We start from the raw sequence: 22,150 nt of genomic DNA, 5'->3' as shown, positions 1-22,150 counted from the left end.
TCCGCGAAAGCGTCAGGTTGTCCGTCCGCCGCGGCGAATAACCGCGTCTGTACCAATGCAATAACCGTCATTCAACTACGCTTTAGTGTTGAAAAGCCGCAGGCGGTTTCCCCGGTAATCGCACACGGCAAGGAGACCGTTTCCTCCGGCGGCCAGCGCGCCGACGGCCACCGTCTTCATGGCTGGCAGCGGCCGCGCCGACGATAAAGCATCGTCGGTGACGGCGATCATGTTCCGCGCGTAGTCGATAAAATACAGGTTTCCCGCCCCGTCCGGCCAGATGCCGTTGACCTCGCCGAATGAAAGCCCGGTTTCCTTGAAATGCCGGAGCGCGCCGCTGACGGCATCCACCGCCGCCAAAATGCCGTTTCCCCCGGCGTAGAGCGCGCCGTTCACCAGCGCGAAGCCGCGTACCCCGCCCAACCGCTCGAAGGGAGACCCTTTCAGGGGAATGCCGCGCAAAAACTTCCCGTCCGGGGTGTAAACGTTGATTCCCTCCCCGTCGAAAAAGCTGGCGAAAATATTTCCGTCGCCGTTGATTTGGATGCGGTAGACGCGCCGGCCATCAATTTTTTCCAGCGTGATTTCGCGGTCAAACGAGCCATCCGGGGCGAAGCGCGCGATCACCGGCGAATATATTTGAGTGACCAACAGGCTGCCATCCGGGGCGAATGCAATATCCATGGGGGTGTCGAGCTTGCCCGGCCCCCGGCCGTATGTTCCCAGCGCGCGGTATGGCCGCAAATCCTTGCCGAATACCGAGACGGTGGAACGGGCCGCCACATACAGGTTTCCCGCCGCGTCGAAAAGAGCGGCGGTGGGGCCGGTCAACTGGTGGAATCCGGCGGCGGTTTCATAAATGGTTCCGGTGGAACGCGGCGCATTTTCCACGGCCGGCGGCAACGCGGCGCGGGCCAGCGCGAGGTGCGCCCCCAGCAGCGACAGGTAGTTGTTGGCGGCGGACGCGGCGGCCTGGCGGATTTTCAAATCCTGTTTTTCATCGGCGGTGCCCGCGGTTTTCAGCTTTTGCAACGCGGCATCCGTAGCGGCGTTTTCGCCATTGCCGGCAATGGCGGCTTCGGCGATAAGCGCATCGAGCGCGGCGGCCGTCCACTCCGCCGTGCCGGGCGGCAGGCAGGGGGATTTGGCGGCGAAAAGCGCGTAGCGCGTTAGGTACTCCAGCATCAATCCGGCGATGTAGCGCTCCTGAAACATTAAATGGTAATTAAGCAGCGAAATTTTGCGCAGCGTCATCGCCGCCTGTTTGGGATCCGACTTTTCGGCCAACGGCAGCAACATGGTATTGCGCAGCAGCTCCACGCGCAACGGGGCGTTTTCGCCCACGAATTTGGTGAACTCGGCGTGATAAAATGCGGCGATCTTTTCCCAAGCGGCGGGATCCGCGGCTTTTCCGCCTTCCACTCCGTTAGCCCAAAGGGCCGCCAGCAAGGCATAAACCGGGCGTTGGTTGGCGGGATGTATGTTATCTTCGCGCCCCAGCGCTTCCCACGCCGCGCCGGATGCGTTAGCCCGCAGCCACCCCGCCACGGCATCGGGGCCGGCCGCTTCCAGCAGCGCCTCGACGCCGTTGAGGAAATTAAGCCGGGTGGCGGATTCTTCGGGGGCATCGAGCAGTAGGCCGAGCGCCGGGCCGATATGTTCCGCCACCGCATTTTTATCCAGCAGGCCAGCGGCGGCGAGCGAGGCGATTTCGAAGTGCGCGTCGGCCGCGATGCCCCAAAGGGCGCGGAACTCGAATGCCGTCTGCGAAAGCCTGTTTTCGTTGACGGCGAAGGCGGTGCGCTCGGCGGGAGCGCTGTTGAAATTCAGCGCCGGCGCTTCTTTCGCCGCGTCGGTGAACCACGCTTCGCGCGTTTTCCCCATCGCGGCCACCGCCCCCTGTCCCGCCGCCAGCGATGCCAGCCGCGCGGAAATCTCCTGTCCGGCAAGCGTCAGCCGCCGCCGGAATTCCGATATTTTGCGCAGCGCCGCCGCTGTCCGCTTGAAATCGGCGCTTAGGTTCAGCAGCGATTTAATGGAGCGCCATCGGGCCACCATGAAGTCATCGATTCCGCCGCTTCCCAGCAGCAATGTTTTCTCTATTTGCAAGGTGGCGGCGATATTTTCATCCGCCGCCGCCGTTTTGCGGATCAACAGTTCTTTCAACATTTTCCACCGGGCGGCGGCCGCTTCGTCCAGCAAACGGCAGAAGGCGGCGGCTCCGGCGCGCGGCGGCTGTTTTGGCGGCGGGAAGGGGGCGAAATCGCCCTCGGGCAGCGTGGCGGCCAATTCGTCCGGCGAAGGGGCGGGGGAGGCGGCGGCATCGCCGAGGGCATTGAACGCCGATTCCCAGTCTCCCATCGCCATCGCCCCCAGCGCTTCTTTCAGGTGGAAGGCGAACGGCGTTTCCAGCGCGCAACCGGCGTCGTGCCGCGCTTCGAGCGTGAAAGCCGCCACCCGGGCCGTCATGCCGGCCGCCACATACACGGCGTTTCCGGCGCATGCAACCGCCACGGGCATCTCCAGCCCGCGCGGCAGGTATTTATACAGGTATATCCCCCCGGGTGAAAAAACATGCACACCCTCGCGGTTGAACTGGGTTACGTGGAGGTTCCCCGCCGCATCGCATGCGGCTCCCACCGGGTAGCGCAGTCCCGGCGTTGTATAGGCGCTGATATAATCGCCCGCCGGGGAGAGTTTCACCATCCGGTGGTTGTTGGTGTCGGCCACGTAAAAATTGCCCGCCGCATCGGCCGCGAGGGCCGTGGGGAATTCAAAGACCGGCGGAGAGAAGAGTTCCGGCGGCACGGGAACGGCGTAAAACCGCGCCTGCTCGTCCGCGCTTCCCCGCTTGCCGAATATCGCGGTGGAAATCCCTTCCGGCGTGAAAAGTTGCAGCCGGTGATTCGATTTTTCCAGCACCGCCAGCGCGCCGTTCACGAATGCCACGCCGCACGGTTCGTCGAGCTGCCCCGCGCCGTTCCCCAGTTCCCCGATGCTCCCCTTCACGGCAAGATCGGGGCCGATGACCACGATCCGGTGGTTCCATGCGTCGGCCACATAAACCGTGCCGTTGGGCGCTATGGCGATGCCGCGCGGATAGCGGAATTCGCCGATGCCGGCGCCGTGGCCGCCAATGGCGGCGGTAAGGCTGAAGCCGGGCGCGTATACGAGAACGCGGTGATTGAACTCGTCGGTGACGAAGATGCGCCCCTGGGGGCAGACCGCGATACCGGCGGCGGGCGAAAGCCCTTCGTCATGGTGGAATGCGCCGCTGGAATTTATGGAAACAAGAATGCCTGAAGGAACCGCCGCCACGGCGGCCCGCCGGTTGTCGCCGGCGCAGGCGTCTTCAAGGAATGCGCGCACTCCCTGGGCGCCATTGTATGTTGCCCTCTGGTACCCCATTTATCGATTGATATTAGAGGAAGGGGGGTTCAAAAACAATCCTTAATCGCATGGCGGCGCGGGGAACGCGGCGCGTTTTCCACGCGTTGCACATGGACAATGCGGAATGCCGGGTATATTTTTCTTTTATTGGCGAATGCCCATATTTCCGTGGAGTACGGCGGGCGGTGACGCTTTGAGGACAAAGAGCCTCATGTGGCAATAACCTGCCCTATGTTATAAGCGTCCCCATCTTTAACGAAGGGTGAGGCGATTCGCTCACGCGGGAAGGTCAGTTTCACGATGGTTCCTTTTTCGCCGCCTTCGCTTTCCACCGTCAACAAGCCGCCGTGGTAATCCATGATCAACCGGGTGATGGAGAGTCCCAGTCCAATGCCGCCCCCCCTGAAAGCATACTGGCTGGTGCTGTGCTTTAACGGATCGTCCAGTGAGTAATAGGGTTCGAAGATCATTTCCAGCCGCTCTGGCGGTATGCCGCTCCCTTCATCACGAATGGTGAGCACGACCCCTTCCGGACCAATGTTGGCCGCGATGCGGATCATTTTTCCGTCTGGCGTGTACTTGATGGCGTTGGAAAGCACCCGGTTCACCGCCTGCACCACCATATTGTCGTTTCCCGTCATCTGGAACGAGACGTCAATTGCGTCCACATCGGGTTCCAGCGTAAGAAAACGGTTCTCCCTTTTCATCATTTCCCGCGCATTGGCCACGCAGGAGAGGATCAGGGGGTGGAGAAAAAAGGCGGTGAATACGGTCCGTTCCTTCGGCATGCTCAGGCTGGTGAACAGGGAGGTGTCCGTGGCAATGCGCTCAAAGTCGGTGAAACTTCCCTTGATCGCCGCCTGCAATTTGGCAAGGGAGGTGGGGGCGCCATTTCCCCCTTCCAGCGAAGCGGCCAGGAAACCCGCCAATTGCAATTCTGCCAGCGGCGTACACAATTCATGCGAAATGACGGCGCTGATGCGGTCTTTGATCCTGCGCAGGGCGTTTTCCATCGTAATGTCGCTCTTCAGGGCCACGAAGCTGACCACCGTGCCATCACCGTTCACGATGGGGGAAATAGAGGCGCGCTCTTCGTAAAGGGCGCCATTTTTTTTCCTGTTGACCAGTATCCCTTCCCATGTGCGGCCCGCGGTGATCGTTTGCCAGAGGTGTGTGTAGAAGTCCGGCGTTTGGCGTCCGCTTTTCAGGAAACGCGGGGTTTTACCGATGGCCTCCACTACGGTGTAACCGGTGATTTTTTCGAAGGCGGGGTTCGCGTAGATAATATTTCCCGCCGCGTCGGTGATGATGACCGTTTGCGCGGTGTGTTCGATGGCGGTGGCGAGGCGGCGGAGCTCTTCTTCCGCCCGTCTTCGTTCCACAATCTCAAGTTGGAAGGCGAAAATGACCGCCAGGCAGAGGATTACCACAATGACGCCCGTGACCAACAGCGTCAGCATATCGTGTGGCATTCCCGCATGGGGTGGCGCTTCGCCTCCTGGAAGGGGGTAATAGATGGCGGCCGCCATGCCGGTGTAGTGCATGCCGCATACCGCAAGCCCCATAAGCGCGGCGCTTCCCCACATCAATTGCTGTTTTCCGCCGACGATCTCTTCCTTGAAAGAGCGCATCAGCCAAAGCGCCGCCGTGGCGGCCGTGATGGCGATAACAAGCGAAAAGGCGAACAGTCCTGGCCGGTAGCGGATCGCCGCTTCCAGCCGCATGGCGGCCATGCCGACATAGTGCATTGCGGCGATAACCAGCCCCATCACCGTTCCGTTAAGCAGCATCTGCCGCGGCTTCAAGTATCCGCGCGAGACGGTGGAGAGGGCGTAAAGCGCCCCGGAGACCGCTATGAGAAGGGAAAGGATGGTGAGGCCGGGATCGTAGTGTACAGCCATCGGCAGATGGAAGGCTATCATGCCTATGAAGTGCATAGAGAAGATGCCGCCTCCCATGCTGGCGCCGCCGACAAGCAGCAAGCTCCGCCGCATCGAGGGCGATTTCAAGCCGCTGGCCCGCGCGGAAAGAAAAAGCGCCACGTACGAGGTTATGGTGGCAATGAGATAGGAAAGCACGACGAGGGAGGGATCATAATATCCCGCCGCGATGGTGTCGGCGTGGTTGGCGGCGCCGGGCGCAAACAGATCGGGTGGAACACCCCCCAACGCCGTAAAAACCGTGTTTACCAGTTCACCCATCCACAGTCCCGCCAAATGTTTTTAAACTAACATTTCCCGGATAACCTCCGTTTAACCCCTTCGCCGTTGTAAGTTGCCCGCTGATACCCTGCTTATTTAATGGTAAAGGAGGGGGGATGAAAAAACAATCCTTAATCGCATGGCGGCGTGGGGAACGCGGTGCGTTTTTACGTTACACATGGACGCCGTGCGGAAACAGGTGTATTTTGAGAGTGATGATAATTTTCAAAGCGGAGGCGCATTAAAATGGAAAAGAAGCAGGTTGCGCTTCCGGTAAAGTGGGATGGGAACTTAAGCGTCGGCATCAAGTCTTTTGACGACGAGCACAAGGCGCTCGTGGGGATCATCAACCATCTCTTTGCAAATATTCAGGCGAATAAAGGCAAGGACGTCCTGGAGGATATTATTTGCGACCTGATAACCTACGCGAGATTGCATTTCGCCACCGAAGAAGAGGTGATGCTGGCGTACGGCTACCCGGAGTATGAAATCCACAAAAAAGAGCATGATGGTTTCTCCGGCAAGCTTGAGGACTTCCACCTCCGGTACCGGGGAAACGAGGCTCTTATGATGCTGGAGGTTCTGGGGTCACTCGTCGAATGGCTGGAAACGCATATGTGCGGAACGGATAAGCGCTATACGCGGTTCCTGACGGACAAGGGAATAAAGTAGTTTTACGTGCCCGCCCGCTCCGCCATTTTTCCGTGTTTTGCGCGGAAAAATGGTCGGGATGAGTGGATTTGAACCACCGACCCCTCGCTCCCGAAGCGAGTGCTCTACCAGGCTGAGCCACATCCCGACTGCCCTGTTTTGAAGGAGTGAATACTATCACAGGCCCGGCGATTTTGGTAAAGCAAATTGTTTTCCGCGTCATCCGCCGCGCCCGGCGGTAAGCACTATCCGGAAAAGCGGAATTCTGCTAGAATTTATCCCTTATTTTTAAACCAATTGAGGGATTGCCAGATGGGAATGACGATTACCGAAAAAGTACTTGCCGCGCACGCGGGGCTGAAAGAAGTTGCGCCCGGCCAACTGATTAACTGCAAGGTGGATATCGCCCTTGCCAACGATATCACCGCGCCGATTTCCATACAGGAATTCAAAAAGGCGGGGGCCACCAAAGTGTTCGACAAGGAGAAGGTGGCGCTGGTGCCGGATCACTTCGCCCCCAACAAGGATATCGACAGCGCCAACCAGGTGAAGCTGGTGCGCGAGTTCGCCCTTGAGCAGAAGCTCACCCACTTTTGGGATGTGGGCCGCATGGGGGTCGAGCACACCTTGCTTCCCGAACAGGGAGTTGTCGGCCCCGGCGACCTCGTCATCGGCGCGGACAGCCACACCTGCACCTACGGCGCGTTGGGCGCGTTCGCCAGCGGCGTCGGCAGCACCGACCTTGCCGCCGCGATGATCACCGGCGAGGCGTGGTATCGCGTGCCGGAGACCATGCTCTTCAACCTGAAAGGCAAGCCGGCCAAGTGGATCACCGGCAAGGATGTCATTCTTTACATCATCGGCAAGATCGGTGTGGACGGCGCGCTTTACAAGGCGATGGAATATACCGGCGATGGCGCCGGGCACCTTTCGCTGGACGACCGGCTCACCATCTGCAATATGGCGATTGAGGCCGGCGCCAAGAATGGCATCTTTACCCCAGACGAAAAGACCAAGGCGTATGTGGAAGGCCGCTTCAAGCGGACGCCGAAGTACTACGCATCGGACGCCGACGCCAAGTACTGCGAGCGGATGGATATCGACCTTGCCACAATGGAGATGCAGGTGGCGTTCCCGCACTTGCCGAGCAACACCCGCGCCATCGGCAAGGTCGGCACGGTAAAGGTTGACCAAGTGGTGGTCGGCTCCTGCACCAACGGCCGCTACAGCGATTTGAAAATAGCCGCCGACCTTATGCGCGGCAAGAAAGTCGCCAAAGGGGTGCGGATGATCGTCATCCCCGCCACGCAGGACATTTACAAGCAGGCGATGAAGGACGGTTTGCTGGAGGTATTTATCGACGCCGAAGCGGTGGTCAGCACCCCCACCTGCGGGCCGTGCCTGGGCGGCCACATGGGGATACTGGGGGCGGGGGAAAAAGCCCTCACCACCACCAACCGTAATTTTGTGGGGCGCATGGGTCACCGCACCAGCGAGGTCTACCTCGCCGGGCCGGCCGTCGCCGCCGCCACCGCGATTTTAGGCAAAATCTCGTCGCCGGAGGAAGTGCTGTGAGCAAGAAAGTATTGAAGGGGAAAGCCCATATGTTCGGGGCGGACGTTGATACCGACGCTATCATACCGGCCCGCTACCTCACCACCATCGATCCGGTGGAGTTGGCGAAGCATGTGATGGAAGACGCCGACCCGGAATTTCCCAAAAAGGTGAAGGCGGGCGACGTGATCGTGGCGCAAAAGAATTTCGGCTGCGGCAGCAGCCGCGAGCACGCACCGATTGCCATCAAGGGGGCGCGGGTGAGCTGCGTTATCGCCAAGTCGTTCGCGCGGATTTTTTACCGCAACGCATTCAACATGGGGTTGCCGATCTTTGAATCGGCCGACGCGCCGGACCGCATCAAGCCGGGCGACGAACTGGAAGTGGATATGAACACCGGCGTGATAAAGAACATCACACGGAATGAAAGTTACCAGGCCGCGCCGATACCGCCGTTCATGCAGCAGCTTATCGAAGCGGGCGGGCTGATGGCCTCGATCAAGAAAAAGATGGGAGTGAACTGACATGCCTTTGATAGCTCTGTGCGCGGGCGATGGCATCGGCCCCGAAGTGGCCGCGGAAGCGGTGAAGGCGCTGAACGCCATCGATAAAAAGTTCAAAATCGGCTTTGAATACGTGGAGGCCCCCGTGGGCGGCGCCGCCTACGACAAATTCGGCACGCCGTTGCCGGAAGATACGCTGGCGAAGGCGAAGAAGGCCGACGCCATTTTCCTCGGCGCGGTCGGCGGCCCCAAGTGGGAAAAGCTGGATTACAGCGTGCGCCCCGAGCGCGGCCTCCTCGGCCTGCGTTCCGCGCTGGACCTGTACGCCAACCTCCGCCCGGCCAAGATGTTCGCGCCGCTCGTCGACGCCAGCACCCTCAAGCGCGAGGTGGTGGAAGGGATCGACATGGTGGTGGTGCGTGAACTGACCGGCGACCTCTACTTCGGCAAGCCGCGCGGCGTCGAGACGCTGCCGGACGGCACCAAGCGCGGCATCAACACGATGGTCTACACCACCCCCGAAATAGTCCGCATAGCCCGCGTTGCGTTCGATATCGCCCGCAAGCGGAGCCGCAAGGTCTGCAGCATCGACAAGGCGAACGTGCTGGAAACCACCGAGCTGTGGCGCGAAGTGGTGCAGCAGGTACGCGACAAGGAGTACCCCGATATCGAACTCAGCCATATGTATGTGGATAATGCCGCCATGCAGTTGGTTCGCGCGCCGAAGCAGTTCGACGTGATGGTGACCGGCAATATCTTCGGCGACATCCTGAGCGACGAAGCCTCGATGTTGACGGGAAGCATCGGCATGCTCCCCTCCGCATCCCTCAACGGGAAGAAGGGGATGTATGAGCCGATTCACGGCAGCGCGCCGGACATCGCCGGGAAGGGGATAGCCAATCCCATCGCCTCCATCCTTTCGATGGCGATGATGCTGGAGTACACCTTCGACCGTTCCGACGCCGCGCGCGTTATTGAAAACGCCGTGGCAAAGGTTTTAGACAAGGGCTACCGCACCGGCGACATCTATTCGCCCGGCGCCACCAAGGTCGGCACCGTTGAAATGGGCGATCTCATCGTGAAGGAGTTGTAATGGGCCGCGAATACAATATCGCCATCGCCGGCGCCACCGGCGCGGTGGGGCAGGAGTTCATCAAGGTTCTGGAGGAGCGCAAGTTCCCGGTCAAGACCATAAAGATGCTCGCCAGCGCCAACAGCGCGGGGAAAGAGCTTGAGTTCAACGGGCGCACCTGCAACGTTGAGCAGCTCACCGAAGCGTCGTTCAAGGGGGTGGAGATAGCCCTTTTCAGCGCGGGCGGCGACCGGAGCAAGCAGTTCGCACCGGCGGCGGTGAAGGCCGGCGCGGTGGTTATCGACAATTCCAGCGCGTGGCGGATGGATCCGGACGTGCCGCTGGTGGTGCCGGAAGTGAACGCGCACGCCATTGCCCAATATAAAAAGAAGGGGATCATAGCCAACCCGAACTGCTCCACCATCCAGTTGGTGGTGGCCTTGAATCCGCTGCACAAGAAGGCGAAGATAAAGCGGATTGTGGTCTCCACCTACCAGTCGGTCTCCGGCGCGGGGCAGAAGGGGGTGGACGAACTATCGCAGCAGGTGCGCGACCTTTTTTCCTTCAAGGGAGTGACGAAGGCGGCCTTTCCGCACCAGATAGCGTTCAACTGCATCCCGCAGATAGACGTGTTCGAGGCGGACGGCTACACCAAGGAAGAAAAGAAGATGGTAAACGAGACCCGCAAGATCATGGAGGCGCCCGCCATCGAGGTGTCGCCGACCTGCGTGCGGGTGCCGGTCTTCTACGGCCACAGCGAATCGGTGAACGTGGAATTTGAAAGTGAGCTTTCGCCCGAAGAGGCGCGCGGGATATTGAAGGCCGCCCCCGGCGTGGAGGTTTTGGACGACCTGGCAAACCGCCTCTATCCGCTGGCAATCGAAGCGGCCGGGAAGGACGAAACCTTCGTCGGCCGCATCCGGCGCGACCCGGCGGTGAAGCACGGCCTGGCCATGTGGATCGTGTCGGACAACATCCGCAAAGGGGCGGCGCTCAACGCCGTGCAGATCGCCGAAGAGTTGGTGAAGCGGAATTTGATCTAAGAGCCTTTTCTCCCTCCTTATGAAAAAGGGGAAAAAATAGCCGTCCCGAAATTGAGGGAGGGAGAGAGGTTCGGGACGGCTTTTGTATACCGGGCTCTTCTCAGAGACCCGTTATCATCCTCGACATCCAGCGGACGACACTCAGCAGGCTCATGGCCAGCGGAAACTTTTCCCGCGCCCGAAACGCCAATTCAGTGTGGACGATCATTTCGCGTTCCACCTTGCGCGCGTTCCGCTTGAAGATGCCGGTTCTCGCCCTCGCCGGCGGCGTCATCGCGGGAAGTCTCATGATCGAACTGTTCGTGTGCATGGCATATCGTTCCGGTCAGAGCATCCCAACAATCATCTTGGCAAGGCTGGCGCAGCAGATCAGCAGTCCCGCCACGATCAGTATCCGCACTTCCGGCCAGCCGGTGGTCAGCTTGGCCGCCGGCTGAATCCGTGTGCCGTTGTTTATCACCACCGCGCGGCGTTGCTTTGTGTAGTGCCGCGCGAAATCCTGTGTATTGAATATCGAACTGGTCGCGCCCATTGTTTTCTCCCCCTTTATGCGATGAAAAGTCCGCCCAGCAAGGCCGCCACCACACCAATCATGGTTGCCGCCGCCTGCGCGTAGAAATCTTCGCCGTTTATCGCGTTTGTATCCGCTTGTTTGGATTCGATTTTTTTACTCATACCTGCATTTTATAAAGCAACAGCCGTGCCGTTGATGAATGTGTAAATAAATCAGTTGGTTGTTGTGATTTGATCTGTCAAAAGGTGGGTGGGGTGTACCTATTCGGTTTTTGGGTTGTATCCAATTTCAGACGGGCTTTTATGGGGGAGAAAAGTCACTCTTCCAGCTTGTTGAGCAGGCGAAGGAGGCCATCGAGGATGGTGATGGGGTGCGGCGGGCAGCCGGGGATGTAGAGATCGACCTTCAGCCACGAGGGGATGCCGTTGCGGGTTTCCCCATGTCCGATGTACGGGCCGCCGTTGATGGCGCAGGCTCCCACGGCGATGACGATCTTCGGTTCCGGCACGGCGTCCCAGGTTTTGCGCAGGGCCAGTTCCATGTTCTTCGTCACCGGCCCGGTGATGAGCAGGCCGTCGGCGTGGCGCGGCGAGGCGGCGAACTGTATGCCGAACCGCCCGAGGTCGAACACCACGGTATTGAGGACGTTAACGTCGGCTTCGCAGGCGTTGCAGCCGCCCGCGCTCACCTGCCGCAGCTTGAGCGACCGCCCGAACACCCTTAATGCTTTTTCGTCCAGCGCCTTGGCTTTTTCGTATGTCTCGCCGGTCAATTTAAGTGCCTCGCGCGATGACGCGGCCAAGCGGTACTCCTTCGTGAATTCGATGGCTTTGCCGCCGCAGGCCTTTTCGCATTCACCGCAGAATATGCAGCGTCCCATGTCGAGGCTCAGTTTGTCGTCGCCGCCGTCGGCGCCATCGGAGGTTTCAAACAGCAGCAGTTCCGGGTTTTTGATATGCGCCGGCACGGTAATCGCGCCGGTGGGGCAGATGTCCGCGCATTTGGCGCAACCGGCCCGGCAGAGTTCCTGCCGCACCACCGGCAGTCCCTGAAAAAGTTCCGGCATGGCCGGCGGCTCCTTCGGGTAGCCTATCGTGCGGTATCCCTGCCGGGCGCGGGCGAACAGGATGTCAATCAGTCCCATCATCCACCTCAGAGGTCATGGCCGCAGTAGCTCAGGTTGAAGCTTTTGTTGCAGAGCGGGAAATCGGAGATTTGCTGTCCCCGCATGGCGGCGGCCAGCCCCATCCAGTTGTGGAAGGATGGATCGACCACTTTGTAAAGCGCCAACTTTCCGTCGCCGCCGGTGATGGCGGTGTGGCATATCTCGCCGCGCCATCCCTCCACCAGCGATACGGTGAAGTGCGCGGGGCGCGGAGGTTGCATCGGGCGCATCGGTTCGTCGTCCGGCAAGAGGCGGATGCGGTCGCGCACATAGGCGATGGAGCGCTGGATTTCCAGCCAGCGCACCATGCCGCGGGCGAAAACGTCCCCGGTGTTCCAGGTGCTGATGGTGAAGCGGGTGGACGGCTCGGGGCGGCGGACAAAATTTTTGCGCACGTCGAGTTCTATGCCGCAGGCGCGCGCGGCGGGGCCGACAAGGCCGAGGTCCACCGCGTGCCGGATCGAGAGGCGTCCGGTCTCCTCGAAGCGGGAAAGTACCGACGGGGTGTCGAACAGCAGCGGCACGGCGGCGTCCAGTCCCTCATAAGCCGCATCGAGGCGGTTGAGGATGTCGGTTACCCGCGGCTTGGCGATGTCGAACGCCACGCCGCCGGGCCTCACCAGTCCGCGGCCGAAGCGGTTGCCGCAGATAACGGCGGTCATGTTCAGAAAATCGCCCCGCAGCCGTCCGCACCACGCGGCGGTGGGGAGGAAGCCGATGTCGCCCGCGAGCGCTCCGATATCCCCCACATGGTTGGCCAGCCGCTCCAGCTCCAGCGCGATCTCGCGTATCGCGCGCGCCCGGAAGGAAATTTCCACGCCGGCCAGCGCCTCCAGCGCCTGGCACCAGGCGGTGGCGTGGCCGATGGTGGTGTCCCCCGCGAGGGTTTCGGCGTAGTGGATGCTCCGCTTGTCCGGCCCGTTTTTCAGGGCGCGTTCCACGCCGCGGTGCTGGTAGCCCAGCGCCGTCTCCAGGTGCAGCACGGTTTCGCCTTCGCACTGGAAGCGGAAGTGGCCCGGCTCTATGATGCCGGCATGCACCGGGCCGACGGCCACCTCGTGTACGGCCGCCCCTTCCACACGGTGGAATTTCATTATCCCCATCTCTTCGGGGGATGCCGTGGCGAAGCGCACCGGCTTGAGCCACGGATGCCCTTTGGGGATGATGCCGGTCTGCTCGAATATCTCCCGCTCAAACAGGTGCGCCTGCGGCGTATCCGGGGTGAGGGAACCGAATGCGCCGGCCACATCGGTGGCGGCCACGCGGAGAAGGCCGTCGCCGTCGTAGGCGATCACGGCGTACAGGCGGGCGTTTTGCGCGCCGGTCTTGTGGGCGAAGAACGAGACAAGCCGGTAGCCCCCCTTGATGTCGCGCTGTACGCGTTCGGCGAAGACGGCCGCGTCGAACGGTTCTATCAATTTCAGCGGAGCAGCTTCGGCATTGCGTAATGTGAGGCGGCTTTTCATATTACGAACCTCCCAGCAAGCGGCTGGCGCCGTGCAGCATTTGGAGCAGGGGATGGGGGAGCCAGAGTCCCAACAGCAGTGTCAGCCCGGCCAGCGCGACGATGGGGATGATGGTGGCGGGGGAGTGGCGTTCCGCGTGTGCTTTCCCCGGCGCGCCGCCGGCCATCGCCAGCATTGGCGAGGCCATGCCGATGAACACCAGCGCCAGGAGGATAAGGTAGAGCGCCGCCACCGCCGTCCGCCCGCCGTCCAACGCGGCCCGCAGAATGGTTATTTCGCTGACGAACAGGCCGAACGGGGGCGAACCGGCGATGGCGAAAAGGCCGATGAGCCAGAGCGCGCCGTTCACCGGCGATACTTTTAAAATACCGGTAACGTCGTGCGCCGATTTGGTTTTGTAGATGGCCAGGATGTTGCCCGCCAGCAGGAAGAGCATTCCCTTGGCAAGGGAGTGATTCACCGCGTGCAGCATCGCCCCGAAGGATCCCGCGCCCCCCAGCCCGATGCCGAGCGCGAGGATGCCCATGTGTTCCACGCTGCTATAGGCCAGCATCCGTTTGTAATCGGCCTGCGCGAGTATGAAGACCGCCGCCGCCGCCATCGAAACGATGCCGAACCAAATCAGCAGTTCCCGCGCGAAGGGCCCTTGGCCCGCCGCGGCGCAGACCTGCAGACCTCGGGCGATGCCCAAAAACGCGCAATTGAGCTGCGCGCCGGAGAGCAGCGCCGAGACGATGGAGGGGGATTCGCTGTGCGCGTCCGGCAGCCACGCGTGCATCGGAGCCAGGCCCATCTTGGTGCCGTAGCCTATCAGCAGGAAGATGAACGCCCCCTTGAGCCACATGTGATCCAGGCCCGGCGCGGCCCGCAGGAAATCGGCCAGCGACATGGATACCTCCACGCTGTCGGGCCGCATGGCGGAAACGGCGAGGAACATGGTGCCCAGCAGCGCCAGCGCGATGCCGACCGAACTGACCAGCAGGTATTTCCAGGCCGCTTCCAGCGAACGGTGGTGGCGGTGGTAGTAGATGAGCGGCGTGGTGGCCAGCGTCGTCGCCTCGATGGCCACCCAGAGAAGCCCGAAGTTTTGCGCGGCGCAGGCCAGCGTCAGGGTGGAGAGGAACAGCAGCAGGCAGGCGGTGAAGATGGCCTCCGGCATGTTGGCGAACACTGTTTTTGATTCCACGAAATCGGTTCGCGGCGGATGCTTCTCCTTCTCGGCGGCGAGGTAGCCCAACGCATAGACGGCGGCGGCGAGGAAGAGGACGCTGGTGATGCCGAGGAAAATGAAACCGATGCTGTCCAGCCCCAGCCATCCATCGATGCCGCCGCCCTCGTCCGCCGCGGCGAACGTGAGGCAAAGGTGCAGCAACGCCGTTGCCGCCATCATGCGGCGGCGTCTGATATGGTTTTTCATCAGAACGGCGGCAAGGGCCGCGACGGCCGGCATGGCGATCAGCAGCGTGATCATTCGTCTCCCAACGTGCTGATGCGGCTTACGTCGATGTGGTCGAAGGTGGCGCTGATGTGCAAGATCATGATCCCCATGACAAATACCGCCACCAGCAGATCGAGCAGGATGCCCAGTTCCACCACAAAGGGCGCGTGCGGCATCACCGCGAAGCCGAAGGTGAAGATGCCGTTTTCAAGCACGAGGTAGCCCACCACCTGCGTGATCGCCTTTTTGCGGCTGGTGATGATGAGCAGGCCGACGAAAATGGTGAAGAACGCCAGCGGCACCGCCAGCGATCCCCCGGCGGACGCCGGAATGTTCAGGTAGCGTGACAGCCAGATGGAGGCGGCCAGCGCCGCCACCCCGATGATGATGCTGACGTTATAACTGACAAACGGCTCGATCTCGCGCCGCACGTTTGCTTTATGCACGGCGAGCATCAGCAGCAGCGGAAATATTATGCCCTTGAGGATGATGCTGATTAACCCCACGAATACCGCGTGCAGACCGATTTCGCCGGCGTGGCTGTAGCCCACCAGCACCGGCAGGAAACCGAGCGCCATTCCCTGAAAGGCGACCAGCCAGATGCAGGTTTTCAGGCGGCTCGATTCCAGCAAGGCCAGATTCGTCGCCACCAGCAGGAACATCACGAAATCGATGACGCCCCCCATGATCTACCGCGCCGCCAAAATAACGGCCAAAAACGAAGCCGCGCCGGCCGCCACCAGCAACTGCGGCACACGCGGCATTTTGAAGCGCGCCATCATCGACTCCGCCACGCCGGTTCCGATGGCCAGCGCGAACATGGCGCAGAGGTATACCACGGTGGCGTGCGGCCCCCCCGCCATCGGGAACATCACTCCCGCCACCAGCGATCCGATCAGCCACATCTTGAGCGCCGCTCCGTACTGTATCAGCCCCAGATCCGGCCCGCCGTGGTCCAGAACCATTACCTCATGCACCATCGTCAGTTCCAGATGGGTTGTGGGATCGTCAAAGGGGATGCGGGAGTTCTCGGCCAAAAAGACCAGCATAAGGGCCACCGCCACCAGCGCGCGGACCGGCACGATGCTGGCGAAAACTTTTCCCGATATGCCGGCGTATATGCCGGAAATGGATAGATCGCCGGTAACCAGCGCCAGAGCCGCCAGGCCGACCAGCAGCGCGGGCTCGGCCAACGCAGCGTAAAGCGTTTCACGGCTGGCCCCCATCCCCTCGAAACTGGAGCCGGTATCAAGCGCCGCCAGCACGGTGAAAAAGCGGCCCGCCCCCAGCAGACAGGCCAGCAAAAAAATATCCCCCTTGAAAGAGATCAGCGCGGGCTGCCCCAGCGCGGGAACGATGGTCAACGCCGCGGCGGCCGTGGCCAGCCCCGCCACCGGCCCGGCGCGGAACAGCCACGTGGTGGTTGTGCTGTAGACCGCCCCTTTGCGCAGCAGGCGGGCAATGTCGAAGTAGGGGAGCAGCAGCGGTTGGCCCGCCCGCCCGGCGAAAAAGGCTTTGGTGCGGTTGATGATTCCCGGCAATAGGGGGGCGAGCGTCAGCGCCAGCAGGATGTTGAAAACGGAAAGGAGTTCCACGGCTATTTTGTCTCCACGGGCATGGCGGAGGAAAAGGAGTTGTGAATGAAACGCGCGGATCCGCCCCGTTGATTGCCGTGGCCGTTGAAGTTGTTACGCATCGGCCCATTTTAACCATCTCCGGGCGGGGATACAATTAAGGAACCGCGGGATTGTTTTGAATTTAACTTTCGGGGGTTTCCGTTGAAGTTTACCCCGTATCTGCGCACGGCGCGGGAATGACGCGTATTACCCCCGCAGGCCGCTGAATATGCCGCCCTTCTTGACGTTTTCGCCGCTGATCTTGGCGAAGTCGCGCAACAGGGCTTCCTGTTCTTTTGTCAGTTTGTCGGGAACCTCGATCACCACCTGCACATGGAGATCGCCCTTGCCGCGCCGCTGGAGTACCGGCATCCCTTCCCCTTTGATGCGGAAGAGTTTGTGGCTTGGCGTGCCGCGCGGGATTTCCAGTTTCACGGTGGTTCCATAAATCGTCGGCACATCCAGTTCGCCGCCCAGCGCCGCCACCGGAAAGCTGATGCCCGCGCGGGTGGCGAGGTCGTCGCCGTGGCGCTCGAACTTTTCGTGTTTTTCCACTTCGATCACCACATAGAGGTCGCCGTCCGGCATTCCCAGGCTTCCCGGCTCCCCTTCGCCGACGAGGCGGAGGTGTTGCCCCTCGTCGATGCCGGCGGGAATTTTCACTTTCAGTTCTTTCTTTTCCACCTGCTTGCCGGAGCCTTTGCACTTCTTGCACGGGTTCTTGATGATCTGTCCGGTTCCCTGGCAGGCGCCGCACGGCGTCTGGATGGCGAAGAAACCGGCCTGACGCCGTACCTGTCCCGCGCCGCCGCAGGAGGGGCAGGTGGCGGGGTGCGTGCCCGGCTCGGTCTTGGTGCCGTGGCAGGACGGGCAGATCACATGCTTCTTGATGTCGATGACTTTATCCAGTCCGGTGGCCGCCTCTTCCAGCGTAAGGGTGAGGTCGTAGCGCAGGTCCGCGCCGCGCCCCCGCTCGCGCCGCCCGAAGCCGCCGCCGAAGAGATCGCCAAAGATGTCGCCGAAGTTGGCGAAAATGTCTTCAGCCCCCTCAAAGCCGCTGAAGCCGGTGCCGCGCAACCCTTCGTGTCCGTAGCGGTCGTATACCTGCCGTTTTTTATCGTCGTGGAGCACTTCGTAGGCTTCGGCCGCTTCCTTGAAGCTTTCTTCGGCCGCTTTGTCGCCGGGGTTTTTGTCGGGGTGGAATTTCATCGCCGCCTTGCGGTAGGCTTTTTTGATTTCTTCCTTCGGCGCGCCCCGTTCGACGCCCAGCACTTCGTAATAATCGCGTTTTGTCATTGTTTTGTTAAAACTCGCTGTATTTGCCGACGATCACTTTCGCGGGGCGTATCAGCATCTCCTTCATCCGGAAGCCGGGCTGCACCACTTCGATCACGGTATTGTCTTTTTCCCTTTCGCTCACCGGCATCACCTGCAATGCTTCGGCCTCGGCGGGATTGAACGGTTTTCCTTCGCATTCCACCTCGGTCAGGCCGAATTCGGCAAACGTGCGCACGAAGCCGGATTGTATCATTTTCAGTCCGGTTAGCAATGTGGCGGCGTCGCGCGTTTTTTCGGCGGAGGAGAGCGCCATGTCAAGCTGATCCATCAGCGGCAGCGTTTCGCGGAAGAAGCTGGCGGTGGCCGTATCGACGCGCTTCTCGACGTCCTTTTGCAGGCGGGCGCGGAATTCGTCGTTCTCGGCCATCTTCTGTTTGTAGGCGGCGATGTATTCCTTCAGTTGTTTGTCGTTTTCCGCCATCTGCTCTTCCAGCTTGGCGACGAGGTGGGGGTGGCGTTTAAGATCGATTTGTTCGTTTGTGTCTTTTTCCAGCGCCTCGGGGTTTACCCAGTGGCGCTTATCCAGAACTTTTACTTTTATATCGTCGCTCATTGCCGGAGGGTCTCCATTGTTGCGGGTAACAGGACGGCTGGCGGTTCGCTTTATCGCCTCATTTTCGCCAAACGTTCGCTAGCCGCCGGTTTCGTTTATCGAATGGATATATGTAAGATTGCAAAGCGAATTTAGCAAGCTCCCGGGCTTAAAAATTCCCCCGGCCGGCCGGGGGGATATTTACCCGGACGTTGTCCGCGCGATTATCCGTTTAATCACCTACCCGGCGGGCGGCGGGGAGAGGGGCGGGTAGCTGCTTGGCTGGCCTTCGTAAACCATGCTGCAACAGGCGGCGCAGCTTTTGAAAATCTTCCGTTCTTTCAATTCGCGCCGGAATTTGACCATTTTTTCGTTGTTCCAGAGTTTCATAAACGGCGTTTGCCGTATGTTCCCCACCGTGTAGTTGCTGCACGGGAAGACGTCGCCGTAGGCCGAAAGCGCCGCGGAGCTCCACGGCGTGTAGCAGGCCTTGTTTCCCATATCGAGCCGCCCTTCGTAGACCGCCAGCACGTCGTCATCGGTGAGGCCCGGCGGCGTGATGCGCAATTGCACCTTCGACCTTTGTTCCCGCAGGCGCATCTTTTCAAGCTGCCGCCGCAATTCCGCCACGTCGAAGCGGTCAGCGGGGACGGGGGGCGTGTCCGGCGCTATTTTGTCCAGCATCGCCAACCGGTCGGTGGCCGGAATGCCGTAATAGGTGATAGGGTTGAACATATCCACCCCCGCCTCCCCGGCCAGCGCGTACATATCGTCCAGCATCGCCACGTTGTGCGATGTGATGACGCACTTCAACCAGACCAGCGGAAACGTTTTCCCCGCGCGTTTTTTCGCCGCCACGAAATGGCGCACATTTCCCATGATCTTTTCGAACGAACCGGGGACTTGCACGATCTCGTCATGGCGCGGTCCCAGCGCCTCCAGCGAAATGCCGACCGACGCCATGCCGCGGGAAAGGAGCGTGCCGCAGCCGAGCCGGACGAATTCATCCGCCATTTCCTCTTTCAGCAATATGCCGTTCGTCACCAGGTATACCTTGTGCCGGCGCGCCGCATGCCGCGTCAGTTCCATGATGTCTTTGCGCAGCAGCGGCTCGCCCCCGGTGAAAACGATGAGTCCCAGACCGCTTATCTGATCCACCACGCGGTTGATCTCGTCCGTGGTCAGCTCTTCCCCCTTTTTTTCGTTCAGGCGCGGGTCGTCCAGCATGGTGAGGAACTGGCACATGTTGCAGCGGAAGTTGCAACGGTAGGTCAGTTCCACAAAAAGCGACAGGGGGCGGAACGCCTTTCCGTTGCCGAAGCGGTAGGGGAGCTTCGCGTAGCTTTCCACGGCGAAGTTGTACAGTTTGGAGTAGTTCATCGCGGCCCCCAGTATAACAAAGGGCGCGGCGCGGCGCTTTTGGGTATAATGGGCATGTTTACGGTATCGTAAGGATTAAACCGTTTCTTTAACCATGCGGAGGTTGCTGATGTCAGAGGCAAAAATAGCCAAAATAGGACCCTACGTACAACACGCCGAAGTGGGAACTTATCATTGGTGCGCCTGCGGCCTTTCGAAGACCCAGCCGTTTTGCGACGGTTCGCACAAGGGAACCGGCTTCACTCCGCTGCAGGTGGAAGTGAAAGAGGCCGGGAATCTGCCGTGGTGCGGCTGCAAGCACACCAAGACGCCGCCGTACTGCGACGGCACACACACGAAGCTGTGATGGGTACAACAGGTTTTAACCTGTTGTTGGCCCGAAGGGCCAAGGAAGTGTTGTCCCCAATGGGGACAACCACAGGATAAATCCTGTGGTACCAAAGAAGAATGAAACCGAAGGTTTTCTCCATCGGCGGAAAAAAGCTTTCCCCCCTGCGCCCGCTCATCATGGGGGCGCTCAACGTCACGCCGGACAGCTTTTCCGACGGCGGCAAATTCTCCCATAAAACAGCCGCCGTGAGGCGCGCCTTCAAAATGATCGAAGAGGGGGCGGATATCGTGGATGTCGGCGGCGAGTCGTCCCGCCCCGGCGCGCGCCCCGTGCCGGAGAAAGAGGAACTGCGCCGCGTCATTCCGGTGATCGAGGCGGTACGGAAGAAAAGTGCCATCCCCATTTCCATCGATACCACCAAGGCGGCGGTGGCGGAAGCGGCGCTCGCGGCGGGCGCAACGCTCATCAACGACATCGGCGGATTCCGCGATCCCGCTATGATGGCGGTTGCGGCGCGTCGCAAAGCGCCGGTGGTTGTGATGCATATGCGCGGCGACCCGCGCACCATGCAAAAGAATCCCCGCTATAAGGATGTGGTGGCGGAGGTCTGCGCGTGGCTCGCCAGACAGTGCGCCGCGCTGGAAAAAGAGGGGGTGACGAAAATCATCGTCGACCCCGGCATCGGTTTCGGCAAAACCGCCGCGCATAACGTGGCGTTATTAGCGGGTTTCTCGCATATTGCGTCGCTCGGTTATCCGGCGCTGCTCGGCGCGTCGCGCAAATCGTTCATCGGCGCGATTACCGGCGCGGCGGTGGAGGATCGGCTGCCCGGTACGCTGGCGGCCCACCTCTGGGGGGGCTTGGCGGGGGCATCCATCGTGCGGGTGCATGACGTGGCGGCGCATCGGCAGGCGTTTGATATTTTGATGGAGGTCAGGGGAGATGCTCCCTTGCGGCCAAAATACCGATAATTCAACGTATTTCATTGCATTTCGCATCAAATAATGTGTATAATTCGTAACAGTTGGCGGGTCTCAAAGTGTGTGGTGTTCTATCTTCTGTAAGGGGTAGTTAGGGTATGAAAAATCTAAGTCTTTCCATGAAGATGTCGGTAATCTTCGCCGTCCTTATCGTTGTCTCCCTCGTCATCGCCGCAGTCGGCGTCAATCGCCTTTATTACATCAATACAAACGTCGATAAAGTGGCGGGGCTTTCCGAGAAGCTGGCGCTGACTTCAAAAATTTATGAAAAGGCCATCTGGTGCGTTCGGGTGGAAAAGAACATTATCTTTGCCCCCACCATGGAAAAAAAAGGGGATTGGGAAGCCAAGTTTAATAGCTACGCGGGAGAGATGAAGGCTCTCGAAAAAGAACTTGATGCGTTGCTGAGCGAAGAAGCAAAAAAAATTCTGCGCGAGTATGACGAAAAGTGGGCCGTATACGAGGCGAACGCCCGGCAGATTATCGCCCTTTCCAAAACCTACGGCGGAATTCAGTGGGCCGATGGCAGTGCCACCCTTGAACAGCGGAAGAACTTCATAAGGGCTGCCGATCTCTCGCAGGTGACCGGCAGGAAGGTAATTGATGAGATGGAGGGTTCCCTCAACGGGCTTATCGACCGTTACAAGAGCCAGATTGCAGAAGCGGAGGCGGATTCCGAAAAGGCGTTAGACCAGACGATCTGGCTGCTCATCATCGTTTCCGTTGTTGGCCTCCTCTCCGGCATTGCGTTGGCTTTTATCATCCTCCGCTCCGTTACCAAGAGCATCGGCGAAGTGATGGAAGGGTTGACGGAAGGTTCCGGGCAGGTGCATAGCGCCAGCGGCCAGCTTAGCGAGACGAGCCAGCAGATGGCGGAAGGGGCGAGTGAGCAGGCGGCGAGCATCGAAGAGACTTCATCGTCATTGGAAGAGATTTCCTCCATGACAAAGCATAACGCCGATAACAGCAACGCGGT

At 60.3% G+C, this 22,150-nt stretch carries 20 protein-coding genes and 1 tRNA gene; 8 read left to right on the top strand and 13 right to left on the bottom strand.

The features are described from left to right. Positions 1-75: 75 nt before the first annotated feature. Both HZA03_08075 and HZA03_08070 read right to left on the bottom strand, forming a co-directional pair. Positions 76-3,369 (bottom strand): hypothetical protein, encoded by a 3,294-nt coding sequence (locus HZA03_08075; GenBank protein ID MBI5637909.1) that lies wholly within the window; start codon positions 3,367-3,369, stop codon positions 76-78. A gap of 230 nt (positions 3,370-3,599) precedes the next feature. Next, entirely contained in the window at positions 3,600-5,591 is a 1,992-nt protein-coding gene (locus HZA03_08070; protein MBI5637908.1) for a PAS domain S-box protein, read from the bottom strand. Between the two features lie 246 nt (positions 5,592-5,837). Between HZA03_08070 and HZA03_08065 the strand changes: the two genes are divergently transcribed. Further along, entirely contained in the window at positions 5,838-6,263 is a 426-nt protein-coding gene (locus HZA03_08065) for a hemerythrin family protein (protein MBI5637907.1), read from the top strand. A 50-nt stretch (positions 6,264-6,313) separates the two neighbouring features. Here the strand turns inward: HZA03_08065 and HZA03_08060 are convergent. Next, positions 6,314-6,390, bottom strand: a tRNA-Pro gene (locus HZA03_08060). Positions 6,391-6,554: 164 nt separating this feature from the next. Between HZA03_08060 and leuC the strand changes: the two genes are divergently transcribed. The 4 genes from leuC to HZA03_08040 are packed head-to-tail and all read left to right on the top strand — an operon-like array spanning position 6,555 to position 10,414. Beyond that, complete coding sequence (leuC, locus tag HZA03_08055) at positions 6,555-7,817, top strand: 3-isopropylmalate dehydratase large subunit (protein MBI5637906.1); 1,263 nt, start codon at positions 6,555-6,557, stop codon at positions 7,815-7,817. A 29-nt stretch (positions 7,818-7,846) separates the two neighbouring features. After that, entirely contained in the window at positions 7,847-8,320 is a 474-nt protein-coding gene (locus HZA03_08050) for a 3-isopropylmalate dehydratase small subunit (GenBank protein ID MBI5637905.1), read from the top strand. Between the two features lies 1 nt (position 8,321). Next, the gene (gene leuB, locus HZA03_08045; GenBank protein MBI5637904.1) at positions 8,322-9,392 is read left to right on the top strand and encodes a 3-isopropylmalate dehydrogenase; all 1,071 of its coding nucleotides are present in this window, start codon (positions 8,322-8,324) and stop codon (positions 9,390-9,392) included. Further along, a complete protein-coding gene (locus HZA03_08040) occupies positions 9,392-10,414 on the top strand; it encodes an aspartate-semialdehyde dehydrogenase (protein MBI5637903.1) in 1,023 nt (340 codons plus the stop codon). The genes leuB and HZA03_08040 overlap by 1 nt, the downstream gene beginning before the upstream one ends. Before the next feature lie 100 nt (positions 10,415-10,514). Here HZA03_08040 and HZA03_08035 read toward each other — a convergent pair whose 3' ends face one another. The 10 genes from HZA03_08035 to HZA03_07990 all read right to left on the bottom strand — a co-directional run bounded on the left by HZA03_08035 (position 10,515) and on the right by HZA03_07990 (position 19,863). Further along, the gene (locus HZA03_08035) at positions 10,515-10,724 is read right to left on the bottom strand and encodes a hypothetical protein (protein ID MBI5637902.1); all 210 of its coding nucleotides are present in this window, start codon (positions 10,722-10,724) and stop codon (positions 10,515-10,517) included. 15 nt (positions 10,725-10,739) lie between these two features. Beyond that, positions 10,740-10,946 carry a hypothetical protein gene (locus tag HZA03_08030; protein MBI5637901.1) on the bottom strand — a complete coding sequence of 69 codons (207 nt, stop codon included), beginning with the start codon at positions 10,944-10,946 and terminating at the stop codon, positions 10,740-10,742. A gap of 298 nt (positions 10,947-11,244) precedes the next feature. Then, positions 11,245-12,066 carry a 4Fe-4S dicluster domain-containing protein gene (locus tag HZA03_08025; protein ID MBI5637900.1) on the bottom strand — a complete coding sequence of 274 codons (822 nt, stop codon included), beginning with the start codon at positions 12,064-12,066 and terminating at the stop codon, positions 11,245-11,247. Positions 12,067-12,080: 14 nt separating this feature from the next. After that, entirely contained in the window at positions 12,081-13,559 is a 1,479-nt protein-coding gene (locus HZA03_08020) for an NADH-quinone oxidoreductase subunit C (GenBank protein MBI5637899.1), read from the bottom strand. A 1-nt stretch (position 13,560) separates the two neighbouring features. Next, positions 13,561-15,030 carry an NADH dehydrogenase FAD-containing subunit gene (locus HZA03_08015; GenBank protein ID MBI5637898.1) on the bottom strand — a complete coding sequence of 490 codons (1,470 nt, stop codon included), beginning with the start codon at positions 15,028-15,030 and terminating at the stop codon, positions 13,561-13,563. Next, positions 15,027-15,683: a hypothetical protein gene (locus HZA03_08010; protein MBI5637897.1), complete on the bottom strand. Its 657-nt coding sequence runs from the start codon at positions 15,681-15,683 to the stop codon at positions 15,027-15,029. Before HZA03_08010 ends, HZA03_08015 begins: the two co-directional genes overlap by 4 nt. A 3-nt stretch (positions 15,684-15,686) precedes the next feature. Next, positions 15,687-16,592 carry an NADH-quinone oxidoreductase subunit H gene (locus HZA03_08005; GenBank protein ID MBI5637896.1) on the bottom strand — a complete coding sequence of 302 codons (906 nt, stop codon included), beginning with the start codon at positions 16,590-16,592 and terminating at the stop codon, positions 15,687-15,689. Between the two features lie 228 nt (positions 16,593-16,820). Then, a complete protein-coding gene (gene dnaJ / locus HZA03_08000) occupies positions 16,821-17,909 on the bottom strand; it encodes a molecular chaperone DnaJ (GenBank protein ID MBI5637895.1) in 1,089 nt (362 codons plus the stop codon). 7 nt (positions 17,910-17,916) lie between these two features. Continuing rightward, positions 17,917-18,504: a nucleotide exchange factor GrpE gene (locus HZA03_07995; GenBank protein ID MBI5637894.1), complete on the bottom strand. Its 588-nt coding sequence runs from the start codon at positions 18,502-18,504 to the stop codon at positions 17,917-17,919. 219 nt (positions 18,505-18,723) lie between these two features. Then, positions 18,724-19,863: a radical SAM protein gene (locus tag HZA03_07990; GenBank protein ID MBI5637893.1), complete on the bottom strand. Its 1,140-nt coding sequence runs from the start codon at positions 19,861-19,863 to the stop codon at positions 18,724-18,726. A 109-nt stretch (positions 19,864-19,972) separates the two neighbouring features. On the opposite strand from HZA03_07990, the gene HZA03_07985 reads away from it, so the two are divergent. The 3 genes from HZA03_07985 to HZA03_07975 all read left to right on the top strand — a co-directional run. After that, on the top strand, positions 19,973-20,209 hold the full coding sequence (locus tag HZA03_07985; GenBank protein MBI5637892.1) for a CDGSH iron-sulfur domain-containing protein: 237 nt from the start codon (positions 19,973-19,975) through the stop codon (positions 20,207-20,209). A gap of 101 nt (positions 20,210-20,310) precedes the next feature. Further along, positions 20,311-21,165, top strand: a complete 855-nt coding sequence (gene folP, locus HZA03_07980; GenBank protein MBI5637891.1) for a dihydropteroate synthase — start codon at positions 20,311-20,313, stop codon at positions 21,163-21,165. 107 nt (positions 21,166-21,272) lie between these two features. Next, positions 21,273-22,150, top strand: an 878-nt coding sequence (locus HZA03_07975; GenBank protein ID MBI5637890.1) for a methyl-accepting chemotaxis protein, incomplete at its 3' end; no start/stop codon positions are given.

Source organism: Nitrospinota bacterium, assembly GCA_016217735.1.
Taxonomy (GTDB): Bacteria; Nitrospinota_A; UBA7883; order JACRGQ01; family JACRGQ01; genus JACRGQ01.
The sequence above is the reverse complement of the archived record's forward strand: the minus strand, read 5'-3'. Positions and strand labels throughout refer to the sequence as shown.

Bases quoted from the DNA above. Each gene is read 5' to 3' on its own strand.
- HZA03_08070 (MBI5637908.1), bottom strand. From the start codon at position 5,591: ATGGGTGAACTGGTAAACACGGTTTTTACGGCGTTGGGGGGTGTTCCA.
- HZA03_08065 (MBI5637907.1), top strand. From the start codon at position 5,838: ATGGAAAAGAAGCAGGTTGCGCTTCCGGTAAAGTGGGATGGGAACTTA.
- leuC (MBI5637906.1), top strand. From the start codon at position 6,555: ATGGGAATGACGATTACCGAAAAAGTACTTGCCGCGCACGCGGGGCTG.
- HZA03_08050 (MBI5637905.1), top strand. From the start codon at position 7,847: ATGTTCGGGGCGGACGTTGATACCGACGCTATCATACCGGCCCGCTAC.
- leuB (MBI5637904.1), top strand. From the start codon at position 8,322: ATGCCTTTGATAGCTCTGTGCGCGGGCGATGGCATCGGCCCCGAAGTG.
- HZA03_08040 (MBI5637903.1), top strand. From the start codon at position 9,392: ATGGGCCGCGAATACAATATCGCCATCGCCGGCGCCACCGGCGCGGTG.
- HZA03_08035 (MBI5637902.1), bottom strand. From the start codon at position 10,724: ATGCACACGAACAGTTCGATCATGAGACTTCCCGCGATGACGCCGCCG.
- HZA03_08030 (MBI5637901.1), bottom strand. From the start codon at position 10,946: ATGGGCGCGACCAGTTCGATATTCAATACACAGGATTTCGCGCGGCAC.
- HZA03_08020 (MBI5637899.1), bottom strand. From the start codon at position 13,559: ATGAAAAGCCGCCTCACATTACGCAATGCCGAAGCTGCTCCGCTGAAA.
- HZA03_08015 (MBI5637898.1), bottom strand. From the start codon at position 15,030: ATGATCACGCTGCTGATCGCCATGCCGGCCGTCGCGGCCCTTGCCGCC.
- HZA03_08010 (MBI5637897.1), bottom strand. From the start codon at position 15,683: ATGGGGGGCGTCATCGATTTCGTGATGTTCCTGCTGGTGGCGACGAAT.
- dnaJ (MBI5637895.1), bottom strand. From the start codon at position 17,909: ATGACAAAACGCGATTATTACGAAGTGCTGGGCGTCGAACGGGGCGCG.
- HZA03_07995 (MBI5637894.1), bottom strand. From the start codon at position 18,504: ATGAGCGACGATATAAAAGTAAAAGTTCTGGATAAGCGCCACTGGGTA.
- HZA03_07990 (MBI5637893.1), bottom strand. From the start codon at position 19,863: ATGAACTACTCCAAACTGTACAACTTCGCCGTGGAAAGCTACGCGAAG.
- HZA03_07985 (MBI5637892.1), top strand. From the start codon at position 19,973: ATGTCAGAGGCAAAAATAGCCAAAATAGGACCCTACGTACAACACGCC.
- folP (MBI5637891.1), top strand. From the start codon at position 20,311: ATGAAACCGAAGGTTTTCTCCATCGGCGGAAAAAAGCTTTCCCCCCTG.